Genomic DNA, 25,367 nt, shown 5'->3' on the forward strand with positions numbered 1-25,367 from the left:
CGAACGCATTCGAACTTAGGATTCCCGCCAGATTAAAAATTTCTCAAAATAACGAAAATCGACAAAAACGCGAGCCGAAACATGCGCGATTCCGCTTCTGTCAACCAGATAAAGCTCGACAAATAAAGGATTTACCGGCAAGATGTCGAAGTACCATTAGTCTGCGGAACTTTAGCCTTTCGACGGGAAGCGTCTCCCTGAACGTATAGAAGCATCGGCTGTCCAACAATGAAACAGGAAGTGATCGCGTGATCGAAATGCACGACATATGGAAGACCTATCCGGACGGAACCCCCGCCCTGCAAGGCATCAACATCGTGATCGACCGCAATGAATTCGTCTACGTCGTCGGCCCTTCCGGCGCCGGCAAGTCGACGTTCATGAAGCTGATCTATCGCGAGGAAGTGCCGACCAAGGGGCAGTTGTCCGTCAACGGATTCAACATAGGCAAGCTGAAGCAGCGCAAGATCCCCTACGTGCGCCGCAATATCGGCGTCGTCTTCCAAGATTTCCGCCTGCTTCCCAAGCTGTCCGTCTACGAAAACGTCGCCTTCGCGATGGAAGTCGTCGAATCGCCGAAGCGTCAAATCCGCCGCCGCACCATGGAAGTGCTTGAACTCGTCGGGCTTAAGCACAAGGCGGGCAGCCTGCCCGCCCAGTTGTCCGGCGGCGAGCAGCAGCGCGTCGCGATCGCCAGAGCGATCGTTAACAGTCCTTCCGTCATCGTGGCGGACGAGCCCACCGGCAACCTCGATCCCGAGACCTCATGGGGGGATCATGAAGCTGCTCGAAGAGATCAATTTCCGCGGTACCACGATCGTCATGGCTACGCACAACAAAGAAATCGTCAACACCCTCCGCAAGCGGGTCATCGCGATCGAACGGGGCACCATCGTGCGGGACCAGCAGAGAGGGGATTACGGCTATGAAGTTTAGCACCCTCGTGCGCCACATCCGCGAAGGTGTCAAGAACGTCTTCCGCAACGGCTGGATGTCGTTCGCCTCGATCGGATCGATCGTCGTGTCGCTGTTCGTGCTGGGCGTGTTCATGCTCCTCGCGCTTAACGTGAACCAGTGGGCCGACCAGTTCGACAGCCAGGTTCAAGTCAACGTGTACCTCGAGTCCGAGATCGGCCAATCCAAGATCGACGAGCTCAAGACGCGCATCGGCAATATCGTCGAGGTCAAGCAGGTCACCTTCGTTTCCAAGGAGGAGGGACTCGAGAAGCTGCGCCAGGATCTGGACGAGGACGTAAAAGGCGCGCTCGACGGCTACAAGGATTCGAATCCGCTCCCGGACGCGTTCGAAGTCGAGCTGTTCGACGCGCAGCAGGTGTCCTACGTGGCCAAGCAGATTCTGGCGTTTAACGAGACGGACGCGGACAAGCCCATCCTCAGCGTCAAGTACGGACAAGGCTATGTCGAAAAGCTGTTCCGCATCACGAACGCCGTTCGCAACGTCGGTCTCGTCATCGTCGCCGGACTTGCGGTCATGGCGATGTTCCTCATCTCCACGACGATCAAGATGACGATACTGGCGCGGCGCCGGGAGATCGGCATCATGAAGCTTGTCGGCGCCACCAACAATTTTATCCGCTGGCCGTTTTTCATCGAAGGCATCATCATCGGATTGGCGGGCTCGGGCATTACGACGGCGCTGCTGTTGTACGGATATTCCAAGTTGATCGCGTCGACCAGCTACAATATGGGCCTCATGATGATCCAGGTCGTCGACCTAAATAAAGTCGGCTGGCTGGTCGGCGGCACGCTCGTCGTGTTGGGTACGTTGATCGGCGTCTGGGGCAGCGTCGTGTCGGTTCGCAAGCATTTGAAAGTGTAGCGCTTGCCGTTCATGATCAGATGATGGAGGAGAGCTCGCGTGAATAGAAGATTGATCGCGGTACTGGTGATGCTGCTGGGCGTCGTATTCCTCGTTCGGCCGTACGAGAGCCACGCCGAGACGAAAATGCAGAAGATCGAGCGGGAGCTTAAGGAGATTCAGGCCCAGATGAACGCCGCTGCGGAAAGCAAGAAGGAAGCCGAGCGCCGGAGCGAGGATCTGACGAATAAAAAAGACGCTGGCCAAGACGGATATGTTTACGCTGCTTAAGCAAATTCAGCAGACGTCGGACCAGCTCGACGCGACGCAGGCCAAGATCGATTCCGCCGAAGCCAAGTTGCTGAAGACGACGTCGGAGCTTGAGTCCGCCGAAGCCTCCAGGCAGAGCCGGGACGAGCAGTTGAGAGAGCGAATCCGTCTGATTTACATGAACGGCTCCGTCTCTTATCTTGACGTGCTGCTGAGCTCCAAGAGCTTCTCGGATTTCGTCGGCCGCTTCCAATCGCTGCAATCCATCATGGAGCAGGATAAAGAGGTGCTGTCGCAGACCGAGAGCTACAAAGCGCTCGTCGCCGACAAGAAGGCGCAGGTCGAGTTGGACCTGGCTTCGGTCAAAAAGCTGTACAGCGACATGGCCGACAAAAAAGCCGAGCTTCAGGACCAGGAAAAAGAAAAAGAAGTGCTCGTCGCGAGCATTAATCAGAAGATCGAGGAAACCGAGGACATCAGCGAAGAGGCCGAAGCCGCGCTCATGGAATTCGGCAAAAAGTACTCCAAGCTGCTGGAGCAGAAAAAAGCGCTAAAAACCTACTACACCGGCGGCAAGCTCGGCCTTCCGCTGAAGCGGGAATACCGCTTGTCCTCGCCCTTCGGCTACCGGACGCATCCCGTGACCGGTCAGAAAAACAAGCTGCACACGGGCTTGGACATGGCCGTCCCGGAGGGGACGCCGGTGTACGCGGCCGAATCGGGCACCGTCATCGTCGCCCAGTCGTGGAGCGGCTACGGCAACTGCATCATCATCAACCACGGCGGCGGCCTCTGGACGCTGTACGGTCACTTGAAGCCGGGCGGAATCCTCGTCGAAAAGGGCGAGACCGTCAAGCGCGGCGAAAAAATCGGCCTCGTCGGCATGACGGGCACCGCAACCGGCTATCACCTGCACTTCGAGGTTCGCAAAGACGGTACGCCGGTCAATCCCGCGCCGTATCTCAAATAATAATTCGCAAATTCGCAGCTTTGCGCTCAGCCGCCTCAGGGCGCCGCTTCCGTTCGGGGGCAGCCAGGGGCGGCTTGCCGCATTTTCAGGCGTTTAAACGGTATCCCTTTCGAACAGGCTGGGGATGATGAGCGGAGGAGCGGGTACATGGGTATCCGGGGCGTTTGAACGGTATCCCCTTCCGTCAGGATGATGGGTTATGCCCAAAAAAAGCATATGAGCAAGACATTTGAACGGTATCCCCTTCGGGCAGGAGACGGTTCAGCACCTGCCCGAAGGGGATATCGTTAAAAAGGAAAAAACGGAGGTGTTCGAGGATTCGATTCCACTATTTGTAAATCCCGAAAACGCCGGCCGGCAGGATTTGAACTTCCGTCTGTCGAATACGTAGGGTCGGCATGCATATCGGAATACGGAAACGGAAGGCGGGATTCATCTTGGATCTGACGATCGATTGGTTGCGGTTGGCGGGCGAGAGTATCGGAGTCCTGTTCCTATCGCCTTTTTTTATATATCGCGATCGCGATGGTATGGTGGCATTCGCGCCAGAGCAGCGTGCTGCAGCGCAGATTGTTCCATGTCAGACTGCGAGGTACGCTGCCGATGACGGCTGCCCGCATCGTCGCGGGTTTCGTTGCGGGCATCGCGCTGTCCGCGCTCGGATTTGCCGCCGGCGCGCAGTTGACCGCTTCTACGCTCGTATGCGTCTGGGGCGCGACGTTCGTGCTCGCGTTGTTCAAGCTTCGTTACGTTTGTCTCGCCTACGCGGCCGGCGCGCTTACCGTTGTGCAAGCGATTCTGTCATGGACGGGCGTGCCCGCCGGAGATGAGGGGATCAACCGCGTCTGGCAGGCGTTAAACGATATTGACGGCCCGTCGCTGCTGTTTTTGGCCGGCCTGCTGCATATTGCGGAAGCGCTTCTCGTTCGGCTGCAAGGCTCGCGTTATGCGACGCCGTTGTTTCTCGAAGGCAAGCGGGGGGAAACCGATCGGCGCCTACTCGCTGTCCGGTCTCTGGCCGGTTCCGCTGTTATGGCTCGTGCCGGCTGCGGGAAATAACGGGTTAACGCTGCCGTGGACGCCCTTGTTCGGTGTGGACGGTGGGCCGGCAGTAACGGTAGCAGGGTGGACGCTGGCGGCTTTTCCGGTGCTGATCGGGTTTACGGACCGGACGTCGACACGCTGGCCGGAAGCCAAAGCGAAGGAAATGGGCGGCGGCCTCCTTCTATACGGACTGGCGATTGCGGCGCTTGCCGCCGGCGCAGCGTTTTGGGGACCGCTTACGATCGTGGCCGGCGCAGCGGCTTTTATTTTGCACGAGGCTCTGCTCTTCTGGGGAAGGCTGCGCGAACGGGGGCGCCATCCTGTTTATGTACAGGACGGCAGAGGCGTCGTCATCCTCGCCGTTCTGCCCGGCACGCCGGCGTTCGAGATGGGGCTGATCGCGGGGGGAAACGGTGAGCAAGGCGAACGGTGTCCGGGTGCGCAGCAAGGAGGAGCTTCACGCTGCGCTTCAGCTGCAGCCGGCGTTCACGAAGCTCGAGGTGCTTAATCGCGACGGTAACGTGAAGTTTGCGCAGCGGGCCAGGTATGCAGGCGAGCATCATCAGCTTGGATTGATTCTTGCGCCGGATGAGGATGCCGAGTACGTCGCCGCGCCGCGGTCGTCCTCGCTGCGCCAGGGGCTCCGTCTGGCCGGCGCGAGGCTGCGCGGAAAAGGCGCTCGAAGAAGCTACGGCGGATCGGAGGAGGCCGCGGCGTCGGAAAGCGGGCCGCCGCCTGAGGAAGCGGGAGGGCGGGGGGAATGGCGTGCTGGCTTTGACCGAAGGAAAGCAGGCCTCGGAGGCGACAAGACGCGTAGACGAGACGGCAGACCAGGCTTTCGCGGCTTGCGTCGACGGCCGCAGTCAAGCCCGTGCCCGAAGGACTGCCTCCGCGCAGCGGGCGGCGCAAATAGAGACCGGGGCCGCTTGCGGCCAACGTTTATTAGAGATAGGGTTTGACAGCCCAATCGTTGTTCGTTAATATGGATGGGATTCGTCCTCTAGGGTTCCGGGGCGGCTTCGGCCGGCTGTCTGGTCCAAGGGGAGGGCGCGCCCTGCCGAGTGCGGCAGGCGTCACGGAGGGACAAAAGCCCGGGAGTATCAGAATGCAAGGCCGCGAGAGACATTTAAGCCGCGCGCCCCGCATGCCGATGCTGTCGGGCTTTTTTGCATGTCGAAGGCGAGGAGAGAGGATCACGGATGACAAAATATTGGGCGCTGCTCATCGCAGCCGGCGTGACGGAAGTGGGCTGGGTGTCGGGCTTGAAGCATGCTTCGACGTGGTGGGAATGGCTGCTGACGGCCATAGCTTTAGCTTTTTCCTTTTGGAGTCTGATGGAAGTGACGCGCGTCTTGCCGATCGGCACGGCTTACGCAGCTTTCACGGGGCTAGGCGCAGCAGGAACGGTGATCGGGGAAGCGGTATTCTTCGAGGGCGAGCTCAATGCGGCTAAGCTGGCGCTTGTCGCGCTTATGATCGTCGGCATCGTCGGCTTAAAAGCGACATCCGGTCCTAAACAGAACTCGGAAACAGAGGGAAGGGGGACGCGTTGATGGCGTGGGTGTATTTAGTATGCGCGGGACTTTTTTGAGGTAGCGGGGACGGTCGGCTTAAATCGCTGGAGCAGCCGCAGGGACGCGTTGGGACTCAGTATCATCTGCATTAGCTTTTTGTTCAGCTTCAGCCTGCTGACCGCCGCGATGCAGGAGATCTCGATGGGAACGGCATATGCCGTATGGACGGGCATCGGTTCGGTCGGCGCGACCGTTCTCGGCATGGTTTTTTACGGCGAATCGCGCCAGGCTTCGAGACTGTTCTTCCTCGCGCTTGTTATCGCCGCCGCGGTGGGCTTGAAGTTGGTCGGAGAATAAAAGACGCCCTGCTCCTGAGCAGGGCGGTCGTCTTTTCTATTGAGGCGATTGTTGGGTGCTCGTATACCACAGCACGATCGCCCCGACGACAGCCAGACACGCCAGCACAAAAAAGGCGATCTTCCAGGCGCTGCGCGGCGCATTTCCGGATACGAGTCCGGTCTGGCCATTAACCATGAAGCGGTAGGGCTTGGACTTGTAACTGTAGCTGGCGTTCCAGACGGGCAGCAAAAGATGCTTGAACGTACGGTTGAAGTACCCGGTATCGACGTTCAACGAACGTACTTCGTCGCCGCCGATCTCGGCGCGGATGTCGGCGCGCAGCGCATCGTCGATCCGCTCGCGCGCTTCCTCCCAGCCTTGCGTTCGGTTGACGGAATAGCGTTCGGCGATGTAGCCGCTCAAATAATCCGGTTTGTAGCCGAGCAGTCCGCCCAAGTCGAAGTTGCCTAGGCGATCCAGCAGCTTGGCGTCGTACTGGCCGGAGGCCGGGATCAGCACGTCGTTGAAGAAGCGGTCGTAATCTCCGCTCACGCGATGCCAGACCGTATACCGCTCCTGCTCGGTATAGGTTTCCGTTTTTCCGTTTACGGTGCGCGTTCTGGTCACGGTTCGGTAGTGGTAATCGCCCCGTTCGGCGGTGTAAGCGGAAGACGTGTCCGCATCGTACGTCCAATACGGGATGTAGATGCCGGCTAGGCGCGCGCTCGTGTTTTCCCGTTTGAAGGCGCCGGGGAGAAACCAGCGTTTCTTTTTCCATGACCGAAAGGCGGCGGCGGCATCCTCTTTGTCGACTTGAAAGGGAATGAGCGATTCGGGCTTTACCGTCGCCGCAGCGGGCTGGGGCAGCACCTTCGGCGAGCCGCAAAAAGGGCAAAGCGTGGCTGTCTGCAGGGCCGGAATCAGACTCTCGCCGCCGCAGGACTGGCATTTGATCGTCTGCTGCGCCACGCCCCAATCCGTGTCTGCTTCTTCCGGCTTGCCGTCGTCCAGCGCATGCTCCCGGGGGAGCGCATGGTCTGCATCGATCGCTTGAAGCCGGCCGCAATATTGGCACTTCAACTGCTGGCTGTCCGCGTCGAAAAGCATCGTTCCACCGCAGCTCGCGCAGGGAAACTGGATCGCCTCAAGCGCCGCTTTTGCGTCTGTCCCCATCCTGCGCTACACCTTCGTTCCGCAGTTGGAACAGAACTTCGCGTTCGGCGCGAGCGGCTGCCCGCACTCCGAACAAAACTTTTTCGCCGCCGCCGTGCCGCCGCCGTCCGAGACCCCGCCGACTTGGGCCGCGCGCTCGCTTGCGGCCGAACCGCTGCCCGGAGCTGCAGCTCCTCCACCTGAACCTGCGCCTGGAGTTCCGCCGGCATTCGCCCCGTTCTGCTGCTCGTTTTGCCGCATCATCTGGCTCATGGCCTGCCCCATCGCCATGCCGGCGCCAAGACCGATGCCCGTGCCTGCGCCGCCGTCGGCCGGGTTGTTTGCCGCCTCGCGCAGCGCTTCGGCCGTCTGATATTTCATGTACTGATCAAGGTTGCCCGCAATATTCATCGACGACCGGCGGTCGATCGTTTTCTCGACTTCCTCGGGCAGCGAGATGTTCTCGATCGTGAGCGCGGTCAGCCAAAGGCCCATCGCCATGAAATGCGCCTGGAGCTTGTCGGCAGCGGCGCGGCTCAACTCATCGTACGAAGCCGCCAGGTCGATGGCCGGAATCTTCGACTCGCCCAGCAGATCGCTCACGCCGGAGACGATGACCGATTTCAGATAACCGGCCACGTTTTCCGCCGAGAAATCCTGCTGCGTCCCGAAGATCTCCTTCAGGAACAGCGCAGGGTCGTTCACCTTGAGCGCATAGTTGCCGAAACCCCGCAGGCGAACCATCCCGAACTCCGCGTCGCGCATCAGAACCGGGTTGGTCGTACCCCACTTCAACTGCGTAAAATTGCGCGTGCTCACGAAGAACACATCGGCTTTGAAAGGCGAGTTGAAGCCGTATTTCCAGGACTTCAGCGCGGTCAGGACCGGCATGTTCTGCGTGCTCAGCGTATAGGTGCCCGGTCCGAAAACGTCGGCGATCTGGCCTTCGTTCACGAATATGGCAGCTTGCGATTCGCGCACGACGAGCTTGGCGCCCATCTTTATGGCGTTGTCGTAGACCGGAAAGCGGTATACCATCGAGCCGGTATCGTCCAGCCATTCGATGACCTCGATAAACTGACCTTTGATGAAGTCGAACAATCCCATATTCAGCCTCCGTTCGATGTCTTTGCTTTCATTATAAGCTTTATTTCCCGTTCGTTCGATAAAATGTTGGTATAATGAAAGCTGCAAGCGCGTTGGCGGAGCAAGAGAAGGCGGGAGGAAGCTATGGAAAAAATCGTGAGGGCGGCATTCGATACGACAGAGAAGGACCTCGTGGCGTTAAATACGAGGCATTTTTACGGAAGTCCCGGCTTTGTTTTCTTTATACTCGTATGCGGGGCGAATTTCATCTATATGGCGCTCTCGGTCCTAAAGGAAGGAGGGGGAGCGGCGGACCATTTTCATTTTGTCCAGTGGCTTCTGTTGTTCTTCGGGCTGTTTATCCCGGCCTCCGCTTACCTGAGAGCGGTACAAGCGATAAAACGGCGTTTTGCTGCGGAGCATCGTGAATACGAGTTCGACGCTTCCGGCTTCCGTTACCGCGCGCCCACCGCGCAAGGGCAGGTCGCCTGGGCGGATGTTCGGAGGTTCGCGATCGATCGCCGCATGATCGTCCTGTACGTCGGCCAGAAGGGCGTGAGCCTCATCCCCGCGCGGAGCCTGTCCGGCAGGGAGGATCTGGCGCAGTTAAAAAACTGGATTCGGCAAAGCGTGCCTTCGCAAATCGTTCGCCGCGCTGCGAGAAACCGCGCGCTTTTCTATGCGGGCATCGCGGCCGCCGTCATTATCGCGGCTGCGCTGGCATTTGCTTAAGGCGACGAAGTGAAGTACCCAAGCATTAAAAAAAGCCTCCTCAGCGATCGCTGATGGAGGCTTTTATCTATCTATAAAAGTCGGTCGGGCCGTTACCGGGCGGACCCTTCCGGCTGACGCACCACGAGGATCTCCACGCGGCGGTTTTTCTGACGGTTGGCCTCGGTATCGTTCGCGGCGACGGGGCGCGTGTCTGCGTAGCCTGCGATTTCGAATAGATCCTCCGGCAGCTTGCGGATGTCGACAAAGTATCGGAGGACGGACAGCGCGCGGCCGGACGACAAGCCCCAGTTGTCCTTAAACGCGGAGCCCGGCTGAATCGGCAGGTTATCCGTGTGGCCCTGGATGGAGATCGTCGTGTCCAGCTTGGTGAAGAGGCTGGACAGCTTGTCCAGCGCCGGTATGGCTTCCGGCTTAAGATCCGCCTTCCCGAGATCGAACAGGAATCTGTCGGACAGGCGAATCGAGATGCCTTGCGGCGTATCGCCGACGAAGACGTCCTGCTGCAACTTGTTTTGCCGGACGTACGTCTCGATGATTTTCAGCAAATCCTGCAGCGCCTGTTCACGTCTGCGGGCGATCTCGGCGTCAATCGCTGCGCTTGATTGCGCGGACGGGGCGGGCGACGCGGACGCGGATGCGGATGCCGAAGGTGCGGTGTCCGGGTGCTTGGATACGTCCGTGCTGCCTTGGATGCCGGTGCCCATCTCGATGATGCTGTCGGCCCGGTTGAACTCCAACTGGAGCGACTTCGCCAGGGTGTCGTATTTTTTTGATATCGATCTGACTCATCGCGTACATGATAATGAAAAAAATCAGCAAAAGGGTGATCAGATCCGCATAGGTAATCAGCCAGCGATCATGGTTCTCATGCGCGTTTCGGCTGCGTCGGCTCCGTCTCCGCGCCATCTTCGCTCTCCTCCTTTTTCCGGTCGAAAGACAGCGACTCCGTGTGCATGAAGGCAGTCAGCTTCTTGCGGATAAGCGCCGGATTTTCCCCGGCCTGGATCGCCAGGATGCCTTCGAGCATCATCTCCGTGAACTGCACGTTCTCGGCCGCGCGGATGCGGATTTTCGAGGCGAGCGGCAAGTAGAGAACGTTCGCCGAGGCGACGCCGTATAGCGTAGCCGTAAAAGCGACCGCGATCGCCGGACCGAGCGAGCCGGGATCGGAGAGGTTGCTTAATACGTGGATGAGTCCCATGACAGTACCGATGATGCCCATCGTCGGCGCATAACCGCCGGCAGATTCGAATATTTTCGCCTGATTTTCCATCCGTTGCTCGATGGCGTCGATCTCGAATTCGAGAATTTGCCTGCTGAGCTCGGGATCGGTACCGTCGACGACGATTTGAAGACCGTTTTTAATAAACGGGTCCGGGTGCTCGACGATTTTATTTTCCAAGGCGAGCACGCCTTCCCGGCGGGCGGTCGTGGCCAGTTCGACGAGTTCGTCAATCCGGTCGGCGACCGCGATTGCGCTCGGACGGAAAGCCGTCTTCAGCGACTCGGGAATCTGCTTGAGCCTGGAAGCGGGAAAACTGACGGCGACGGCTGCGAATGTGCCGCCGAATACGATCAGCAGCGCCGTCTTTTCGATGAGCCCTTCCCAATGCCCGCCCTCCCATAAAAATCCGCCTATCAACGCGGCGAGGGCCGCCAATATGCCCCACGAGGTTGTTTGGTCTATACGCTGCTTCATGCAGCTTCACTCCTTTGACTGGTTTCCGGGAACCCGATATAATGAATGAGAACACATATTCGGACTCGTTGGAAGGGATATCCTGTTTATCGGTCGGATGAAGCAGGGTACGATATAGGACTTTGGTCTACAAGAAGACACGGAGGTGGGCTTAATAATGGCAGTGCCGTCCGGATTCAAGCTCCAATCGGAATACGAACCGCAAGGAGATCAGCCGGGAGCGATCCGTGAGCTCGTCGCCGGCATCAACGAGGGGAAGCGGCATCAGACGCTGCTCGGCGCGACGGGGACGGGCAAGACGTTCACGATCGCGCAGACGATCGCCAAGGTGAACAAGCCCACGCTGGTCATCGCGCACAACAAGACGCTGGCGGCGCAGCTGTGCAGCGAATTCAAGGAGTTTTTTCCGGAAAACGCGGTCGAGTATTTCGTCAGCTACTACGATTACTATCAGCCTGAGGCGTATATCCCGTCCTCGGATACTTATATCGAGAAGGACTCCAGCATCAACGACGAGATCGACAAGCTCCGCCACTCCGCGACCTCGGCTCTTTTCGAGCGCCGCGACGTCATTATCGTCGCGAGCGTATCGTGCATCTACGGTCTCGGTTCTCCGGAGGAGTACCGGGACCTTCGCTTGAGTCTGCGCGTGGGCATGGAGAAGTCGCGCAACGCGATCCTGCACAAGCTGGTCGACATCCAATACCAGCGCAACGATATGAACTTCACGCGCGGGACGTTCCGCGTGCGCGGCGACGTCGTCGAGATCTTCCCGGTGTCGGTCGGCGACCGCGCGATCCGGGTGGAGATGTTCGGCGACGAGATCGAGCGGATCACCGAGATCGACGTCCTGACGGGCGAGATCATCGGCGCTCGCGAGCATGTCTCGATCTTCCCGGCGTCTCACTTCGTGACGGCCGAGGAGAAGATGAAGGTGGCCCTGGTCAACATCGAGCGGGAACTCGAGGAGCGCCTCGCCGAGCTGCGCGACCAAGGCAAGCTGCTTGAAGCGCAGCGGCTGGAGCAGCGCACGCGCTACGACCTCGAGATGATGGCGGAGATGGGCTTCTGCTCGGGCATCGAGAACTACTCGGGCCCGCTGACGTTCCGCGAGCGCGGCGCCACGCCGTACACGCTTATGGACTTTTTCCCGGACGACTACCTCATCGTCATCGACGAGTCCCACGTGACGCTGCCTCAGGTGCGCGCGATGTACAACGGCGACCAGGCGCGCAAGACGGTGCTCGTGGATCACGGCTTCCGCCTCCCGTCTGCGAAGGACAACCGGCCGCTGCGCTTCGAGGAATTCGAGGGCAAAGCCAAGCAACTCGTTTATGTGTCTGCGACGCCAGGGCCCTACGAACTCGAAAATTGCCCGACGATGGTGCAGCAGATCATCCGTCCGACAGGGCTTGTCGATCCGATCATCGAGGTGCGCCCGACGAAGGGGCAGATCGACGATCTGCTCGGCGAGATTCGCGCCAGGATCGAACGCGACGAGCGCGTGCTCGTAACGACGCTGACCAAGAAGATGTCGGAGGATCTGACCGACTATATGAAGGAAGTCGGCATCAAGGTCCGCTATCTTCACTCCGACATCAAGACGCTGGAGCGGATGGCGATCCTGCGCGACTTGCGTATCGGCACGTTCGACGTACTCGTCGGCATCAACCTTTTGCGGGAAGGTCTTGATTTGCCCGAAGTTACGTTGGTCGCTATCCTCGACGCCGACAAGGAAGGTTTTCTTCGTGCCGAGCGTTCGCTCATCCAGACGATCGGCCGGGCGGCGCGCAATGCCGAAGGACGCGTCATCATGTACGGCGACAAGATCACGGATTCGATGGCCAAGGCGATCGGAGAGACCGAGCGCCGCCGCGCGATCCAGACGGCTTACAACGAGAAGCACGGCATCACTCCGCAGACGATCCGCAAGAAGGTCAGAGACGTCATCGAAGCGACGAAGGTCGCCGAACAGAAGAGCGCCTATCTGACCGGCCTCGAGGACGTCGACAAGCTGTCCAAGAAGGACCGTCAGTCCGTCATCAACCGCCTGGAGGCCGAGATGAAGGACGCCGCGAAAAACCTCCAGTTCGAACGCGCCGCCGAGCTTCGCGACGCGCTGCTTGAACTGAAGGCAAGCTTATAAATTTAGTGCGCAACCTTGCAGGGATCACGAATCCTTGCAAGGTTTATTTTTTTGCAAAAGCCTGCGCTTAACGGTCCGGTTCGAGCTACAACAATGTTATTTTGACATTTCAACAATATCCCCTTCGAACAGGTGGCGAGGTGATTTGAATACATTTCAACGCTATCCCCTTCACTCAGGCATGACCGCATGAGAAGAGCTGTTTAACGAATATCCCCCTCCATCAGGTTACAAATTGACGCTATGAATCCCTGGATGAATGTGGTATTTTAAGAACGGGTGTTCTTATTTTCGGAGGAGAGGATGAACCGCTTTGCGATCCATTTACGAGCAAATGCCGGCGTTTCAGGAGGAGGCTTGCGAGAACGCTTTGTTCCAAGCTAAGTGGCCAGACGGTTTTCGATGCCCTCATTGCGAAGGATCCTCATTTTATCGCATTACTTCCAGAAGCAACCGTGTATTCGAGTGCCGCGTCTGTCATCATCAAACCTCCTTGACTGTCGGAACGATCATGGAAGGGACTCGCACGCCGCTCGAAAAGTGGTTCAGCGCCTTGTATTTGATGCAACAGGGAATTTCAGCCAAGCTATTGGCAGAGATTATTCAAGTGACTTACAAGACGGCGTGGCTGATGAATCACAAGCTCCGGCATGCGATCCAAGTTTGGGACGAATCTAGACCTTTAAAAGGAGAATTGCAATTATACGGCGATTTCTATGCGCGTCCGGCCATGAGCGGCGTTTTTGATCCGCCCGATCAACGGGATCAGCCGGCAGTTGTAGGCGCTTCAATCGATCCTGAATCCGGCGGAGTTGCCGAAGTTAAGATTAAGCGGCTGCCGCATGGAGAATTCAGGCGACGTTCATATGATGTCGAGTGCTACGGTACTTTCCTATGGCGCCACGTGACGGATGTTAAATCCGAAATTCATAGCATAGAAATCGTCAAACAGAGCGATAGCGAGGGTGTGACCGAGATCGGCCTGATTTGGCGCGGGGTGATCGGCTGGCTTGCCAGAACGTTCGGGGGCATTGGTCCTAAGCATCTTCAGGCATATCTGGACGAATTTTGTTATCGGATCAATGCAGGCACGAATGCATTTGCTACGCTTTTGAATTTGTGCGGAATAACCAGGACAGTGACGCTTCGTGCGCTCGTAAACAAAAGAAGGGCGGTGCGATCTGTGAGATGGACGGGACAGTCCAATATCAGGAAGAAGAATGTCTCATAGGGGGGAGTGTACGCTGTTTTTTAATTTTTAAAATGACATATGCCTATTGGATCGCTGAATCTGTATATCCGAGCGTAGTTATTGATATGGGCGACCTGTTCCGTGGGGATAATTAAAAAGGACGGATAATATGATATTCGACGATAGGGAACCGAATGCCTAGGCAGACTGGCGGATGCTGCGATAAAGCGATTGAATGCTGGATTAGATTTGGAGGATAAAACGTTCCCGATTTAGGTTTTGAACTGTGAAAGCCTGTTCGAAGGGGATAACGTTGAAACGGCCCAAATAGGTGCTTTCTGGGTCGGGAGCGGCCGAATCGGTGTAAGGACCAATTGAGCAGCGCTCTCCAAAGAACGCCGCGTATTGTTGGGATTTCCATTTGCGAACCAGTTCATCGGCAAGTATAATGGAATGAGAACACATATTCTTATGTGACGGAACGTGAACGGAGGCGGCGCGGAGAGCGAGCCCAGGCCGTTAACGACAGGAGGCTGTACGTTTTGGGAAGCGATCAGATCGTGATTAAGGGCGCCCGCGCCCACAATTTGAAAAATATCGACGTGACCATTCCGCGCGACAAGTTTGTCGTGCTGACCGGGCTTAGCGGTTCGGGCAAGTCCTCGCTCGCGTTCGATACGATATACGCCGAGGGGCAGCGCCGGTACGTGGAGTCGCTCTCCGCCTATGCGCGCCAGTTCCTCGGACAGATGGACAAGCCGGACGTCGATTCGATCGAAGGACTGTCGCCCGCCATCTCGATCGACCAGAAGACGACCAGCCGCAATCCGCGGTCGACCGTCGGCACCGTGACGGAGATTTACGACTACCTGCGCTTGCTCTACGCCCGCATCGGCAAGCCGCACTGTCCGGAGCACGGCATCGAGATTACGTCTCAGACGGTAGAGCAGATGGTCGACCGGATCATGGAATATCCGGAGCGGACTCGGCTGCAGATCTTGGCGCCGATCGTGTCGGGGCGCAAGGGCGAGCATACGAAGCTGCTGGCCGACATTCAGAAGCAGGGCTTCGTACGCGTGCGCGTGAACGGGGAGATCATGGATCTGTCCGAGCCGATCGAGCTGGAGAAGAACAAGAAGCACTCGATCGAGGTCGTCATCGACCGGATCGTCGTGAAGGAAGACGTTGCGACGCGCCTGGCCGATTCGCTCGAGACCGGGCTTAAGCTGTCCGGCGGACAGATCATCGTAGATATCATCGACAAGGAAGAGCTGATGTTCAACTCTCATCTGGCCTGTCCCGTGTGCGGGTTTTCGATGGGCGAGCTGGAGCCGCGGCTCTTCTCCTTCAACTCGCCGTTCGGCGCTTGCCCGGATTGCGACGGGCTTGGCGTGAAGATGGTCGTCGATCCCGACCTGCTGCTGCACGACAAGAGCAAGAGCATCGAGCAGGGGGGCTTTTTCCGCTTGGGCGGGGAGCACTTCGACGTATTATCCGCAGTTTCTCGCCGCGGTGTGCAGCCATTACAAGATTCCCACAAAGGTACCGGTATCCGAACTGACGGACAAACAGATGAAGCTGCTGTTGTACGGCACGGGCCCGGAGAAGATCCGGTTCAAATATCAAAACGAATTCGGCTACACGCGCGACGCGATGGTCCAGTTCGAAGGCGTCGTGCCGAATTTGGAGCGCCGCTACCGGGAGACGGCATCGGACGGCATCCGCGAGTTTATCGAGGAGTATATGGGAGCCAAGCCTTGCGAGGGCTGTAAAGGCAAGCGACTGAAGAAGGAAGCGTTGGCCGTCACGGTCGGCAGCCAGAACGTCGCTTACGTCACGGCTTTGTCGATCGGAGACGCGATGAATTTCTTCGAGGCGCTCGAACTGAACGCCAAGGACAAGCAAATCTCCAATCTGATCTTGAAGGAGATCAGCAGCCGGTTAGGCTTTTTTGGTCAACGTAGGACTGGATTACCTCACGCTTTCGCGCGCCGCGGGCACGCTGTCGGGCGGAGAGGCACAGCGCATTCGGCTGGCCACGCAGATCGGTTCGAGTTTGATGGGCGTCCTCTATATCTTGGACGAGCCAAGCATCGGCTTGCACCAGAGAGACAACGATCGGCTGATCAAGACGCTGGAACATATGCGCGATCTCGGCAACACGCTCATCGTCGTCGAGCATGACGAGGACACGATGATGGCGGCCGACTATCTGATCGATATCGGGCCGGGCGCCGGCATTCACGGCGGGACCGTCGTCGCGCAAGGTACCCCTGAAGAAGTCATGCGCGACGACAACTCGCTGACGGGAGCCTATTTAAGCGGCCGTCAATTCATCCCGGTGCCGCTCAAACGGCGCAAGCCCGACGGCCGCTGGATCGAGGTTAAGGGCGCGACGGAAAATAACCTCAAAAACCTGAGCGCCAAGTTCCCGCTCGGCGTGTTCACGGCCGTGACGGGCGTATCGGGCTCGGGCAAGTCGACGCTGGTCAACGAGATCTTGTACAAGACGCTTGCCCGCGACTTGAACAAGGCGAAGATGCGTCCCGGCCAATATAAAGAGTTTCTAGGTTTGGAGCATCTGGAGAAGGTCATCGACATCGACCAGTCGCCGATCGGGCGCACGCCGCGCTCGAATCCGGCGACATATACCGGCGTGTTCGACGATATCCGCGACGTGTTCGCGATCACGAACGAGGCCAAGGTGCGGGGTTACAAGAAGGGACGCTTCAGCTTCAACGTCAAGGGCGGCCGCTGCGAGGCCTGCAAGGGCGACGGCATCATCAAGATCGAGATGCACTTCCTGCCCGACGTCTACGTGCCTTGCGAAATATGCAAGGGCAAGCGTTACAATCGCGAGACGCTCGAAGTCAAGTATAAGGGAAAGAACATCGCGGAAGTGCTGGAGATGACGATCGAATATGCAACGGAGTTTTTTCAAAATATCCCGCGCATCCACCGCAAACTTCAGACGCTGCTCGACGTCGGCCTCGGCTATATGACGATCGGTCAGCCGTCGACGACGATGTCCGGAGGCGAAGCGCAGCGCGTCAAGCTGGCGGCCGAGCTGCATCGCCGCAGCACGGGCAAGACGCTGTATATCCTCGACGAGCCGACGACGGGCCTTCACGCCCACGACATCGACCGGCTCCTCCAGGTGCTGCAGCGGCTGGTCGATTCGGGCGAGAGCGTGCTCGTCATCGAGCACAATCTCGACGTCATTAAGACTGCGGATTACCTCGTCGACCTCGGGCCGGAAGGCGGCAGCGGCGGCGGCACGATCGTCGGCGTCGGAACGCCGGAGCAGCTTTCGAACAATGCGAAGTCCTATACGGGCAAGTATCTCGGTCCCGTGCTGGAGCGGGACCGGGCGCGAACCGAAGCGGCGATGGCTGCGGTCGAGGTTTAATCGCAGAGGATACGTTCCAATCGCGTTAAGGGTAATCCAGAGGCGTTGCCGGAGGGCGGCGGGCATGGGAGCCTACAAGGGCTGCCGGTGCTCCGCCGCTTTTTGCTATAATGCGTATATCCGATTGTAAAAGTCAGGAGAACGGGAAAGGTGAGTCATATGGCAGTCGATCCGAAACGATTGGCGGGCGAAGAAGCGGTCAAGCTTGTCGAAGATGGAATGCTGGTGGGATTGGGAACGGGATCCACGGCGTATTGGGCAATTGTGGATATCGGAAGACGCGTCAAGGAAGGTCTGAAAATTACGGCGGTGCCGACGTCGATTCGCTCCGAAGAGCTTGCCGTTTCGCTTGGCATTCCGTTGGTGCCACTGGACGATGTTCCGCCCGGCGGCATCGATCTGACGATCGACGGCGCCGACGAAGCGGACGGAGAACTGAATTTGATTAAAGGCGGTGGCGGTGCGCTCCTGCGCGAAAAGATTATTGCCGCGCACAGCAAGCGGCTCGTCATCGTCGCCGACGCCTCCAAGGAAGTGGAGACGCTGGGGACATTCCCGCTGCCGGTCGAGATCGTGCCGTTTGGCTTCAAGCTGACGATGGGACGTCTGGAGGCGCTGGGCGGGCATCCGTCGCTTCGTCTGATCCAGGGTGAGGAGCCTTATGTGACGGACAACGGCAACTACATCGCGGACTGCCGTTTTGGCGTGATCGCGGATGCGGCGGCGCTTGAGACGACGCTTAATCTCTTGCCGGGCGTCGTCGAGAACGGTCTATTCGTCGGTATGGCCGAACGCCTGATCCTCGGCCGCGAGGACGGGACTTTAAGCGTTCGGGCGCGCAGCGCGCAAAGCGGATAGCAAATGAGCAGAGGGGCGTTCTCCCTCGAAACCAGGCTGCGAAACCGGACGCAGCTCGCCGCAAGGCTGCTCGAGGAAGGCGCCGACCGGCTCGGCCATTAAGGGGAAGGAGGCGCAAGGATGCTTTTCGTATGGCCGGTCTTGTGGGCGGTGGCGCTTTTTCTGCTGGCCGCGGGCTCAGGCTCTTCCGCATCGCGGCGGCTTGCCGCCGTCTCCTTCTTAGCCGGGACGGGCGCACTGGCCGCCGTCCTCGATCTGAACATCATCCCCGCGCTGGCGGAGGGCGCCGTCCGCGACCGATGGGAGCGTCCGCTCTATCATATACAAGCGTCCGCCTCCATCGCTTCCTACTATGGCGTACCTTACGCTTTCCTGCTGTTCGCGCTGGCGTTCCGTCCCGTACGGATGCCTCCCGCGCTTCGTCGCGCGCTGCCCGTCGCCCTCCTGGCGCCGATCGCGCTCTGTCTGCTGCTGACGCCGGGATACACGGAGCGTTATCCGATCTCCTTCGAGATCGTTGTTTGGTGGGCCGCGCCTTACATGCTGTACGGGGCGGCGCATATTTTGCTGCTGAGACCCCGTCGGTCGCCGCTTTCTCCGACCTATTGGATCGTCTGCCTCGCCGTCGTGCCGCCCGTTTTGTTTCTCATGGTCATGAGCTACGTGCTGCCCAGCCTCGGCATGCTGCGCATGTGGGTATACAATGCATGGGTGGCTTCGCTGGCGGTCGCCGTGTTCCTCATCGGCCTGTTCAGCTACGGATTTATGGGCATCCGGCTGCTCGTCGACCGTCGCCGATTGGACACGACGTGGCGAGCCGTCAACGCGGGCACGGCCATCCTGAACCATGCGATGAAAAACGACGCGGGCAAGCTGCGGCTGTTCGGGGAGAAAACGAAGCGGTACGCGGAAAAGACCGGCCAGCCCGAGCTGCTGCGGGACATCGAGACGATGCTTGGCGCGTCGCTGCATATGCAGGAGATGATCGCCCGCGTCCATCGGCGTACCGGCGATCTGGAGCTGCGGCGGACGAGCGTCCGACTGGGCGCCCTTCTCCGCGATACGCTCGCCGCGCTGGAGCCGCAGCTTCATGGGGTTCAGACGCGGCTGCTGCTGCCGGCGCGGGAATGGCAGGCGGAGGCGGATGCGGCGCAGCTCGGCGAGGCGCTGAACAATATCGTCGCCAATGCCGCCGAGGCGATCAAGGGACAGGACGGAACGCTGACGGTGAAGCTGTCCGAAGGCCGGCGCGAGCTCGTCATCGAGGTGACGGACACCGGTCCCGGCATGACAAGAAGCCAGCGCGCGCATGCGCTGGAGCCCTTTTACACGACGAAGGGCGGGGGGGACCAACTTCGGCTTGGGCCTGCCTTATGCCTATCAGGTTATGCGCAAGCACGGCGGATCGCTGGCGATCCGGAGCAAGGCCGGGCAGGGCACGAGCGTCTATCTGACGCTGCCGATCCGGAGCGTGCAGGCGCGTCCGGTCTCTTCGGCGCCGTCGGCGGCGCAGAACCCAAAGGAGGCGGGACTGGATGCAAGCCGTTAACGTATGGATCGTGGAAGACGACGAGGATTGGCGCAGGGGGCTCGTCTCTTACCTGAACGAAGAACAGGATCTTCGGGTGACGCTGGCGAGCGGCGATCCGGCACGGGTTCGCGGCGAGCTGGGGCGGACGGAAGGGGAGGAGGGCATGCCGCTGCCGGATGTCGTCCTTATGGACATTATGCTGCATGGCGTGCCCGAGGGAATCGCGCTGGCGGAGGAAGCGGCCGTCGTTGCCGGCGCGCGGGTCATCATGCTGACGTCGATGGAGGAGAAGGAGCTCATTCTGCGCTCTTTCCAGGCGGGGGGCGATCGACTATCAGCTGAAGACCGACTTCGAGGGGCTGCCGGACGCGATTCGAGCCGCGGCTCGGCGCGAGGCGCCGATCAGCCCGGCGGCCGCCGAGCGGATGCGGGAGGAGTTCAGGCGCCTGAAGACGCTGGAGCGGGAGTTCGAGGTCAAGAAGGTCCAGGACATGATCACGCCCGCCGAGCTGCAACTGCTCGAGATGGTCGATCGCGGCTACTCGCAGTCGCAGATCGCGGACAAGCAGTTCATTTCCATCCGTACGGTCAAAAACCATATCAATCACATCCTCCGCAAGCTGCGCGCTCCCGGCTCCAAAGAGGCGGCGAAGCAGGTCAGGGAGCTGGGATTGTTCAAGCCGAAGGAAGAGCCGGGGCAGCCCCCGGACCCTCGAGAATAAACGATTGTCGATCGCGACAAGATGGTACCACGTAAAGTTGGTACTATTTTTTTTTGCCCCGATTTTCTAAAATGAGGGTGAGGAAGGGGGGAGCGAGCATGACGTTTGAACCGTACGGGGCGCCGCACTGGGCGGCGCTCGGCCTGCTGGCGCTGATCGTCGCGATCGTGTGCGCGCAGCGGCGAAGGCTTCGGGGCTCGAAACGGGCGAGGATCGCCCTGGCAGCTTCGGCGGCCGCCGTCGAGCTGGCGATGCTGGCCGAACGCGCCGTCACGCGGGACTGGGACGTGTACGCGCTGCCGTTCGAGCTGTGCAGTCTCATGATCTGGCTGACGGCGATTATGGTGCTGACGGGCAGCCCGAGGCTGTACGAGGCGACGTTTTTCCTCGGCATCCTCGGCGCGGCACAGGCGCTGGCGACGCCTGACCTGACGGCGCCGTTCCCGACGTTCGGCTTCGCGCACTTTTTCCTCGGGCATATTCTCATCGTCGTCTCGAACCTGTACATGACGATTGTCGAGGGCTACCGTCCAACGCTGGGGTCCGCCCTGCGCGCCTTCGGCTGGCTGCAAGTCCTCGCGGTGCCCGCCGCGATCGCGGACATGCTGGCCGGGACCAACTTCATGTTTCTCGCCCGCAAGCCGCCGTCGGCATCGCTGCTCGACCTGCTCGGCCCGTGGCCCTGGTACCTGATCGAGCTCGAGGGCGTGGCGCTGGCGCTCTGCCTGCTCCTGCTCGGCGCCGTCAAGCTGGCCGATCGCCTTTTCCCAACCGATATTCCATCTCCCAAGGAGGGTTCACCGTCATGACCGACCATCTGCGCAAGCATTGGACATCTCTGCTCGGCGTCGCGCTCGTGCTGACCGCTTTTATCACGCTGTTCCGCTATACGGTCGACCGCGGCTGGATCAGCGATCCGATGAAGATCGGCATCGGCCTGCTGGCAGGCATCGGCATCGCCTTGGCCGGCGCGCGAATCGCGCTAACGCCGAAGGGCGCCGTCGCCGGCGAGATCAGCATCGGACTCGGCGCCTGCATTTTGTACGCGACTTTCGCTTTCGCCGGCATCGCCTACGACCTGTGGGCGCCGATGACGGTGCTGCTCGGCATGATCGCCGTCACGGCACTTGCGATCGCCTACGCCTGGCGATTCGGCTCCCGGCTGCTCATGAATATCGCGCTGGCCGGCGGCTTGCTGTCGCCTATGCTGATGCTGCCCGAGACCGACCAGGTTTTCGCGCTGTTCCTTTACCTGCTCGTCCTGAACGCGGCCTTTTTTCACGATCAGCATCGCGAAAGGCTGGAGCGAGCTGCGGCCGATCGCTTTTGCCGGAACCTGGGCGCTCTACGCGATCTACTTTTTCTGGTTCGACCCGTCGACGGCCGGCTGGCAGAACATGCCGATCCGATATGCGCTGGCCGCCTTTCTTTTCTACCACCTCGGTTGCCTTATCGCCAGCATGCGGCTGGGCCGATGCTTTGACGGTTTGAATATGTATCTGAGCCTTGCCAACGGCATCCTGTTCGGCGTGTGGGCGTTGATCATTTTGCAGGGCGAACTGGACGACGGTTATACGCTGGTGTTTATCGGCCTGCTGTTTCTCGCGGCTGCCGCCTTCGTGCTGCGGCAATCGGGCCGCACGCTCGCTTATGCGGCGAGCCACGGCCTGATCGGCGCCCTGCTCGCCCTGATCGCTCTCCATCAGCTCGGCAGCGGCCTTGCCGTGAAGCCGATGTTGAACGTGTTCCTGTGGGCTGGCGTCGCGATCGTCCTCGCGGCGGCGGGCCGCATGCAGAAGCGGAAGCATTGGCTGCCGGAGACGCTCTCCATGTCGATCTGGTTCATCGTCGGCGTCTACTGGTTCTCGACGACCTGGACCACGCCCCGAGGCGACTGGTTCGGCGTCTACGTCCCTTTCCTGAACTGGGGCGCCGTATCCTGGCTGCTGCTGGCCGCGATGGGCTTCTACTATGCGACGTCACGGCAGGCGGTCGGCCTGGACGGCGCGGACCGCAAGCTTGTATCGAACGCGCTCGCGCTCGGCGCCCACCTCGTCGTCGGCGGCTTGCTGACCGTGCAGATCGCGGGCTTGTTCGACGCTTACGGTTGGGCAAACGGGGAGACGACGCTGCTTGGGCTGGCTTTGTCGCTTGCCTGGGGCGTATATGCGCTGCTGCTGTTCCTTTGGGGCGCGTACCGCAGGGAGCCGCTATTTCGCTGGTTCGGCTCCGGAGTTCTCGTGCTCGTGGCGCTGAAAGCGATGATCCTCGACCTGCAAGGAGAGGAGACGCTGCTCAAAGTGCTCGTCCTGCTCGGATTGGGCGGCATTTCGTTTCTGATCACTTGGGTGAACGGAAGGTGGGCGCCAGGAGCAGAAAAGACTGTAAATGGTGGATAATCCGGATCGAGGCAAGAGGGAATCAAATCGATCGTAGCCTATAGTCATCGCCGGTGCACGATAAAAAAGCGGACCCTCCACGTTCGGGAGGCGTCCGCTTTTTCGCCTGCGTCAAGAAAACGCTATTTCAAATACTTCTCCTCCACGATTCGCAGATGATGCAGTTCATGGCCGCTATTGATGCAGGCCAGCGCCCGCACGCTGACGGGGCTGCCGTTCGCGTTGCCGATCCGCGTCCAGTCCTCGGTACGCAGTCCGCGCAGCAGCGTCAGCGTCGCCTCCCGAACCGCGCGGTAGTCCTCGGCCAGCTGCGGCAGGCTCCAGCGCTCGAACGGACCGTTCGGCACGAGCTCGTCCTGATCGTAACCGGGCAGGTTCGTCTGGTCGCCGCGGGCGATGCGGAGCAGCCGGTAGCTCTGGATGCGCTCGTTGTCGCCGATGTGGCCGAACACCTGCTTGAGCGACCACTTGCCGGGGGCGTAGCGACTGTTCGCTTGCTCCTCCGTGAGCCCCGCGATCAGGTCGAGCGTGCGCGTTTTTTGCGCCTCCAGAATTTCGATCAGATCGCCTTCGGGGACCAGCGAGATGTACTGTCCTTGATAGGGTGTGTATTCGTTTGAATTCGGACGTTCGCGCATGGGCGCACAGCCTCCTCGATATAGGGTTGATTTGAGCGTAGTATCGGCCGAGGGGCGTGTCAACCCGTTACTTCGAGCGTCGAATTGGCCGCGCATGTTATAAATGTTGGCGATGCTGGACATTTTATTTTCGAAACGGTTCGGGGCGGTTGCTCCCTACAAGGAAATAAGGCTCAACGTCCGTCGGGCTTGCACATATGAAGCACGGACTGAACGTTAGCGCTTTCTCGAAGATGTGACAAAGTTGTTACGGCCGCAAATTCGGACTTGCAACAAGGGGGCCTTATGGCTAACATAGAGGATACTGGGAAAGTTATGAGATAAGGGAGGACAACCCATGTTTCTCGCGGAAAATGCGGCTGAATCCGCAAGCACGTTCGCGGTATTCGACATTTTCATGGTTATCATCACGGTTCTGATCGTCGCCGGGCTCGTTCGCCTGGTGAGGCAGCGCCCGAACAAGAACATTTTTGCCATCGGATTCACGGCTGTTTCCTTGATCGTTTTCCTGATCGCGGACGTGAAGATGGTCAGCGGCTGGTAATTCGTCCGGCTGCATTCAAACCATAACTAAGACAAGAGAGCCGGCGCGCGAGCCCGGTTCTCTTTTTTTTATACATTCGACATGAATCGACAATATCTCCGATGTCTCCACGGCAAAGATTCTGATATGGTAAAAAAGGGCTTAATTTACGAACGAGAGGCAGTTGGGGAGCGGGTTGTTTAAAAAAGATAAACGGCAAAGCGGCGATCGGGGCCGCGTTTTTTTCGTTCGGGCTGCTGATGGCCGGTACGGCCACGGCGGCGGCGCCGGCTTCGGGCTCGGTCAGCCTGCCGGTCAAGGTCATCAATGGCGAGGCCTATGTCAAAGCAACGTCCCTGACCGCCGCGCTAGGCGGCACCGGAACGTACGACAAGGCGAGCCAGACGTACAAGTACACGCCAGCGGACGTGCCGTCGGTCATCAAGCAGGTCGCGCCGAGCGTCGTCGCCATCATCGGCAAGCCAGACGCGGCAGGCGGCCGGTTCGAACTGGCGCACGGGACTGGCGTCATCATCAAGGCGGACGGTCTGATCGTGACCAACGCGCACGTCGTGCAGGACATGACGCGGATCGTCGTCGTCACCGCGGACGGCAAGGAGTATGAGGGCACGCGCAAGCAGATCGACGCGACCAGCGATTTGGCGCTCGTGCAGATCAAGGCCAGCGGCCTTAAGCCTGCGAAGTTCGCGGCGTCTCCGCTCAAGGTTACGGTAGGCGAACCGGCGATCGCGATCGGCACGCCGGTGTCGTTCTCGCTTCGCAACACGGCCACGGTCGGCGTCATCAGCGGGCTCAATCGGTCGATCTCCGACGACTACAACCTGCTGCAGACGGACGCGGCCATCAATCCGGGCAACAGCGGCGGGCCGCTCGTGAACATGAAGGGAGAGGTCGTCGGCATCAATTCCATGAAGTTCGTCGACGTCGATATCGACAGCATGGGCTTCGCCATCCCGGCGGATACGGTGCAGTACGTGTTGAACCAGTTCGCCAAGTACGGCAAGGTGATGCGTCCTTCGCTCGGCCTTGAGCTCGAGGAGAGCTGGTCCGCCGTCGTCGGCCTGCCGACCGAGGAGCCGATGACCGTCACCGCGGTCGTATCCGCGGAGGCGCAGGCCGCAGGATTCAAGACCGGCGACCAGATCTACGCGGTCGGCGGCAAGCAGATCGCCACGCTCGTCGAGCTGAGCGAGCTGCTGAAGTCTTATTTGCCGGGCGGCAAGATCGCCGTGACGGCGCTGGCGGACGGAGACCTCGTGTCCCGTCAAGTCGTTTTAACCAAGAGCTTGTCTTAATAAAA

General features: G+C 59.5%; 24 protein-coding genes, 5 pseudogenes and 1 riboswitch. Of the genes and pseudogenes, 23 read left to right on the forward strand and 6 right to left on the reverse strand.

Annotation, left to right across the window (positions count from 1 at the left end; genetic code table 11):
- The first annotated feature begins 248 nt into the window (after positions 1-248).
- The 10 genes and pseudogenes from ftsE (at position 249) to OMP40_RS23040 (ending at position 5,974) form a co-directional block, all read left to right on the forward strand.
- Positions 249-936: pseudogene (gene ftsE / locus OMP40_RS22995) on the forward strand (cell division ATP-binding protein FtsE).
- Complete coding sequence (ftsX, locus tag OMP40_RS23000) at positions 926-1,840, forward strand: permease-like cell division protein FtsX (RefSeq protein ID WP_277534825.1); 915 nt, start codon at positions 926-928, stop codon at positions 1,838-1,840. The pseudogene ftsE and the gene ftsX overlap by 11 nt, the downstream one beginning before the upstream one ends.
- A 39-nt stretch (positions 1,841-1,879) precedes the next feature.
- Positions 1,880-2,110, forward strand: a complete 231-nt coding sequence (locus tag OMP40_RS23005; protein ID WP_277534827.1) for a hypothetical protein — start codon at positions 1,880-1,882, stop codon at positions 2,108-2,110.
- Positions 2,094-3,059 carry a murein hydrolase activator EnvC family protein gene (locus OMP40_RS23010; protein ID WP_277534828.1) on the forward strand — a complete coding sequence of 322 codons (966 nt, stop codon included), beginning with the start codon at positions 2,094-2,096 and terminating at the stop codon, positions 3,057-3,059. Before OMP40_RS23005 ends, OMP40_RS23010 begins: the two co-directional genes overlap by 17 nt.
- Positions 3,060-3,288: 229 nt before the next feature.
- Positions 3,289-3,450: a hypothetical protein gene (locus tag OMP40_RS23015; RefSeq protein WP_277534830.1), complete on the forward strand. Its 162-nt coding sequence runs from the start codon at positions 3,289-3,291 to the stop codon at positions 3,448-3,450.
- A 134-nt stretch (positions 3,451-3,584) separates the two neighbouring features.
- Positions 3,585-4,118: a hypothetical protein gene (locus OMP40_RS23020; protein WP_277534831.1), complete on the forward strand. Its 534-nt coding sequence runs from the start codon at positions 3,585-3,587 to the stop codon at positions 4,116-4,118.
- An 88-nt stretch (positions 4,119-4,206) separates the two neighbouring features.
- Positions 4,207-4,611 (forward strand): hypothetical protein, encoded by a 405-nt coding sequence (locus OMP40_RS23025; protein WP_277534833.1) that lies wholly within the window; start codon positions 4,207-4,209, stop codon positions 4,609-4,611.
- Positions 4,517-5,062, forward strand: a complete 546-nt coding sequence (locus OMP40_RS23030; RefSeq protein ID WP_277534835.1) for a hypothetical protein — start codon at positions 4,517-4,519, stop codon at positions 5,060-5,062. Before OMP40_RS23025 ends, OMP40_RS23030 begins: the two co-directional genes overlap by 95 nt.
- A 30-nt stretch (positions 5,063-5,092) precedes the next feature.
- A riboswitch (guanidine-I (ykkC/yxkD leader) is annotated at positions 5,093-5,203 on the forward strand.
- Positions 5,204-5,302: 99 nt separating this feature from the next.
- A complete protein-coding gene (locus OMP40_RS23035; protein WP_277534836.1) occupies positions 5,303-5,656 on the forward strand; it encodes a DMT family transporter in 354 nt (117 codons plus the stop codon).
- 87 nt (positions 5,657-5,743) lie between these two features.
- On the forward strand, positions 5,744-5,974 hold the full coding sequence (locus OMP40_RS23040; protein WP_338131209.1) for a DMT family transporter: 231 nt from the start codon (positions 5,744-5,746) through the stop codon (positions 5,972-5,974).
- A gap of 36 nt (positions 5,975-6,010) precedes the next feature.
- On the opposite strand, the gene OMP40_RS23045 is transcribed toward OMP40_RS23040, so the two are convergent.
- On the reverse strand, positions 6,011-7,129 hold the full coding sequence (locus tag OMP40_RS23045; protein WP_277534838.1) for a hypothetical protein: 1,119 nt from the start codon (positions 7,127-7,129) through the stop codon (positions 6,011-6,013).
- 6 nt (positions 7,130-7,135) lie between these two features.
- On the reverse strand, positions 7,136-8,215 hold the full coding sequence (locus tag OMP40_RS23050) for an SPFH domain-containing protein (RefSeq protein WP_277534840.1): 1,080 nt from the start codon (positions 8,213-8,215) through the stop codon (positions 7,136-7,138).
- Between the two features lie 123 nt (positions 8,216-8,338).
- Here OMP40_RS23050 and OMP40_RS23055 point away from each other — a divergent pair, with 123 nt between their 5' ends.
- On the forward strand, positions 8,339-8,926 hold the full coding sequence (locus tag OMP40_RS23055) for a YcxB family protein (protein WP_277534842.1): 588 nt from the start codon (positions 8,339-8,341) through the stop codon (positions 8,924-8,926).
- Positions 8,927-9,018: 92 nt separating this feature from the next.
- Here OMP40_RS23055 and OMP40_RS23060 read toward each other — a convergent pair whose 3' ends face one another.
- The 3 genes and pseudogenes from OMP40_RS23060 to OMP40_RS23065 all read right to left on the reverse strand — a co-directional run bounded on the left by OMP40_RS23060 (position 9,019) and on the right by OMP40_RS23065 (position 10,616).
- Positions 9,019-9,666: an OmpA/MotB family protein gene (locus tag OMP40_RS23060; RefSeq protein ID WP_338131210.1), complete on the reverse strand. Its 648-nt coding sequence runs from the start codon at positions 9,664-9,666 to the stop codon at positions 9,019-9,021.
- Between the two features lie 82 nt (positions 9,667-9,748).
- Positions 9,749-9,835: pseudogene (locus OMP40_RS40325) on the reverse strand (flagellar motor protein MotB); the annotation flags it as partial.
- Complete coding sequence (locus OMP40_RS23065) at positions 9,795-10,616, reverse strand: flagellar motor protein (protein WP_277534980.1); 822 nt, start codon at positions 10,614-10,616, stop codon at positions 9,795-9,797. The gene OMP40_RS23065 and the pseudogene OMP40_RS40325, both read right to left, overlap by 41 nt.
- 169 nt (positions 10,617-10,785) lie before the next feature.
- Between OMP40_RS23065 and uvrB the strand changes: the two genes are divergently transcribed.
- The 10 genes and pseudogenes from uvrB (at position 10,786) to OMP40_RS23115 (ending at position 22,885) form a co-directional block, all read left to right on the forward strand.
- Complete coding sequence (gene uvrB / locus OMP40_RS23070) at positions 10,786-12,774, forward strand: excinuclease ABC subunit UvrB (RefSeq protein ID WP_277534844.1); 1,989 nt, start codon at positions 10,786-10,788, stop codon at positions 12,772-12,774.
- A gap of 334 nt (positions 12,775-13,108) precedes the next feature.
- A complete protein-coding gene (locus OMP40_RS23075) occupies positions 13,109-14,005 on the forward strand; it encodes an IS1595 family transposase (protein ID WP_277534982.1) in 897 nt (298 codons plus the stop codon).
- 503 nt (positions 14,006-14,508) lie between these two features.
- A pseudogene (gene uvrA / locus OMP40_RS23080) lies at positions 14,509-17,375 on the forward strand (excinuclease ABC subunit UvrA).
- A 159-nt stretch (positions 17,376-17,534) separates the two neighbouring features.
- Positions 17,535-18,233: a ribose-5-phosphate isomerase RpiA gene (gene rpiA, locus OMP40_RS23085; protein WP_277534984.1), complete on the forward strand. Its 699-nt coding sequence runs from the start codon at positions 17,535-17,537 to the stop codon at positions 18,231-18,233.
- Between the two features lie 120 nt (positions 18,234-18,353).
- Positions 18,354-19,838 carry a sensor histidine kinase gene (locus tag OMP40_RS43160; RefSeq protein ID WP_277534847.1) on the forward strand — a complete coding sequence of 495 codons (1,485 nt, stop codon included), beginning with the start codon at positions 18,354-18,356 and terminating at the stop codon, positions 19,836-19,838.
- Positions 19,769-20,032 (forward strand): annotated as a pseudogene (locus OMP40_RS23095) (helix-turn-helix domain-containing protein); the annotation flags it as partial. The gene OMP40_RS43160 and the pseudogene OMP40_RS23095, both read left to right, overlap by 70 nt.
- Positions 20,033-20,189: 157 nt before the next feature.
- Positions 20,190-20,486, forward strand: a complete 297-nt coding sequence (locus tag OMP40_RS23100; RefSeq protein ID WP_277534849.1) for a response regulator transcription factor — start codon at positions 20,190-20,192, stop codon at positions 20,484-20,486.
- Positions 20,487-20,584: 98 nt separating this feature from the next.
- Entirely contained in the window at positions 20,585-21,295 is a 711-nt protein-coding gene (locus OMP40_RS23105) for a YwaF family protein (protein ID WP_277534850.1), read from the forward strand.
- A pseudogene (locus OMP40_RS23110) lies at positions 21,292-21,750 on the forward strand (DUF2339 domain-containing protein); the annotation flags it as partial. The gene OMP40_RS23105 and the pseudogene OMP40_RS23110, both read left to right, overlap by 4 nt.
- A gap of 88 nt (positions 21,751-21,838) precedes the next feature.
- On the forward strand, positions 21,839-22,885 hold the full coding sequence (locus tag OMP40_RS23115; RefSeq protein WP_277534986.1) for a DUF2339 domain-containing protein: 1,047 nt from the start codon (positions 21,839-21,841) through the stop codon (positions 22,883-22,885).
- Between the two features lie 122 nt (positions 22,886-23,007).
- Here the strand turns inward: OMP40_RS23115 and OMP40_RS23120 are convergent, their stop codons facing one another.
- A complete protein-coding gene (locus OMP40_RS23120; RefSeq protein WP_277534851.1) occupies positions 23,008-23,523 on the reverse strand; it encodes a DinB family protein in 516 nt (171 codons plus the stop codon).
- Positions 23,524-23,860: 337 nt separating this feature from the next.
- Here OMP40_RS23120 and OMP40_RS23125 point away from each other — a divergent pair, with 337 nt between their 5' ends.
- Positions 23,861-24,067: a DUF2759 family protein gene (locus OMP40_RS23125; protein WP_277534852.1), complete on the forward strand. Its 207-nt coding sequence runs from the start codon at positions 23,861-23,863 to the stop codon at positions 24,065-24,067.
- A gap of 239 nt (positions 24,068-24,306) precedes the next feature.
- The gene (locus tag OMP40_RS23130) at positions 24,307-25,362 is read left to right on the forward strand and encodes a S1C family serine protease (RefSeq protein ID WP_277534853.1); all 1,056 of its coding nucleotides are present in this window, start codon (positions 24,307-24,309) and stop codon (positions 25,360-25,362) included.
- The last annotated feature ends 5 nt before the right edge of the window (positions 25,363-25,367 follow it).

This window comes from Cohnella rhizosphaerae, from assembly GCF_029525575.1.
GTDB classification, from domain to species: domain Bacteria; phylum Bacillota; class Bacilli; order Paenibacillales; family Paenibacillaceae; genus Cohnella; species Cohnella rhizosphaerae.